General features: G+C 67.2%; 3 protein-coding genes. All 3 read left to right on the top strand.

The features are described from left to right. Positions 1-669, top strand: a 669-nt coding sequence (locus VN419_RS09575) for a UDP-N-acetylmuramate dehydrogenase (RefSeq protein ID WP_325646893.1), incomplete at its 5' end; no start/stop codon positions are given. Beyond that, positions 666-1,517 carry a cell division protein FtsQ/DivIB gene (locus VN419_RS09570; RefSeq protein ID WP_325646891.1) on the top strand — a complete coding sequence of 284 codons (852 nt, stop codon included), beginning with the start codon at positions 666-668 and terminating at the stop codon, positions 1,515-1,517. The genes VN419_RS09575 and VN419_RS09570, both read left to right, overlap by 4 nt. A gap of 54 nt (positions 1,518-1,571) precedes the next feature. Beyond that, positions 1,572-2,504: cell division protein FtsA (gene ftsA, locus VN419_RS09565; protein ID WP_325646889.1), on the top strand; the 933-nt coding region annotated here is incomplete at its 3' end.

Genomic DNA, 2,504 nt, shown 5'->3' with positions numbered 1-2,504 from the left:
CCCGTGAACAACGCCGCGCCGGAAATTTCGCCCCTGCCCGGCGGCGCGCACGTACGCGTGGGCGCGGGCTTCGGCCTGCCCAGGCTCATCGGCCTGTGCCAGCGCCTGGGCCTGGCCGGGTTGGAGAACCTCACCGGCATTCCCGGCCGTGTGGGCGGGGCCGTGGCCATGAACGCGGGCTCCTACGGCGTGGAGACGGGCGCGCTGCTGCGCCGCATCCGCCTGTGGACCCCGGAGGCCGGGCTCTTCTGGCGCGACGCCAAGGACTGCACCTTCGGCTACCGGCACTTCGACACAGGCACGGGCTCTGGCTTCTCCCTCATCTGGGAGGCGGAATTTCTGCTGGCGTCCGATGCGCCCCTGGCCATCCGCCAGCGCATGGAGGCCACCTACGCGAAGAAGAAGGCCAGCCAGCCCGTCACCGCCAGAAGCGCGGGCTGCGTGTTCAAGAACCCGGAAGGCAAAAGCGCGGGCAGGCTGCTGGACGAGGCAGGAATGCGCGGCAAGGCGCTTGGCGGCATGGCCTTTTCCCCGGTGCATGCGAATTTTCTGGTGAACCAGGGCGGCGGCACGGCCGCGCAGGCCCTGGAGCTGCTCGAAATGGGCAAAAGCGCCGTGCGCACGGGCGCGGGCGTGGAGCTTGAATTGGAAGTGGTGGTGCTCAAATGAACCTGAGACCCGGCGGAATGCAGCGCAGGACGCAACCGGCCCGCAAGGCCCCGGTGCGCATCAACCGGCCCCGGAAGGAGTCCGGCCCCTCGCTGCCGCTCAACCCGGGCGGCGCGGTGAAGGGCCTGGTGTTCTTCCTGGCCTCGGTGCTCATTCTGGGCATGCTGGGCACGGGGCTCATCTACACCTACCGCCTGGTCACCACCACTCCGGCGCTCGGCCTGACGGAGATCAGCGTTTCCGGCAACCAGCGCCTGGCCTACGGGCAGGTGCTCGAGATCGCGGGCCTGCGCCTGGGGCAGAACAGCCTGGGCGTCAACGTGACCCGCGTGGAGGCCGCACTTTCACAGAACCCCTGGGTGGAGTTCGTCACCGTGCGCCGCGAGCTGCCGGACAAGCTCTTCATCACCCTGGTGGAGCGCCAGCCCAGCTTCTGGGTGCGGCAGGACGGCCAGCTGTACTTCGCCGATGGCGAGGGCAAGATCATCACCCAGCTGACCCCCGGCGATTCCGCCTCGCTGCCCTTGCTCGAGATCGCCCCGGAGCTGGGCGACCGGCGCGAGGTGGTGGCGGCCATGGTGGCGCGCATGAACAAGCAGGCTCTGCCCTTCGCCCTGGGGCAGATGGCCTGGGTCAAGTTCACGGAGTCCGGCCAGGTGGAGCTGTACCTCGACGCGCTGCGCATCCGCGTGCGCGCGGAGCTGAACGACTGGCCGACCCATTTCGACCGCATCGAGACCGTCTGGCGCGACCTGAAGCTGCGCGGCGAGACGGGCCAGGTGATGGCCATAGAGGCCAGCGGGGGCAAAATTTCAGTTGAGAAGAGGCAGAAGCCCGGGCCTTCCTGACGGGGAAGAATAGGGAAGACCCGGTATTTGGCGAGTCAACCAAGGGAGGAAAACATGGCCAAGAGCGACATCATCGTCGGCCTGGACATCGGCACCACGAAGATTTGCGCCGTGGTGGGCGAGGCCAAGGACGACGGCCTGGTGGACATCATCGGCATCGGCACAAGCCCCTCGACGGGCCTGCGCCGGGGCGTGGTGGTCAACATCGAGCAGACCGTGCAGAGCATCAAGAAAGCCTTGGAGGAGGCTGAATTGATGGCCGGCTGCGAGATCCACTCGGTCTACGCCGGCATAGCCGGCAGCCACATCAAGGGTTTCAACAGCCACGGAGTCATCGCCGTCAAGGGCGGCGAGGTGACCCAGAAGGACGTGGACCGCGTCATCGAGGCCGCCAAGGCCGTGGCCATCCCCCTGGACCGCGAGGTGATCCACACCCTGCCCCAGGAGTTCATCGTCGACGACCAGCGCGGCATCGCCGATCCTCTCGGCATGGCTGGCGTGCGGCTTGAGGTCAAGGTGCACATCGTCACCGGCGCGGTGACCTCGGCCCAGAACATCGTGCGCTCGTGCCACCGCTCGGGCCTCGACGTGGCCGACATCGTGCTCGAGTCCCTGGCCTCCAGCAAGGCCGTCCTCTCCGCTGAAGAGCGCGAGATCGGCGTATGCCTGGTGGACCTGGGCGGCGGCACCACGGACATCGCCATCTTCTCCAAGGACTCCATCAAGCACACCGCAGTGCTGGCGCTTGGGGGCAACAACCTGACCAACGACATCGCCTTCGGCCTGCGCACGCCCATGACCAGCGCTGAGAAGATCAAGGTCGAGAACGGTTGCGCCCTGGCCGAGATGGTCAAAGTCGACGAAAGCATCGACGTGCCTTCAGTGGGCGGCCGCGAAAGCCGCGCCATGAGCAAACGCGTCCTGGCCGAGATCTGCGAGCCCCGCTGCGAGGAGATTCTGGCCCTGGTGGACCAGGAGCTCATCAAG

It is taken from the genome of Humidesulfovibrio sp. (assembly GCF_035560995.1).
Lineage (GTDB): Bacteria > Desulfobacterota > Desulfovibrionia > Desulfovibrionales > Desulfovibrionaceae > Humidesulfovibrio.
Note: the sequence above shows the minus strand (reverse complement) of the source record. Positions and strands in the feature narration are given on the sequence as shown.

Excerpts from the sequence above, each read along its gene's own strand:
- VN419_RS09570 (WP_325646891.1), top strand. The coding sequence starts at position 666 with ATGAACCTGAGACCCGGCGGAATGCAGCGCAGGACGCAACCGGCCCGC.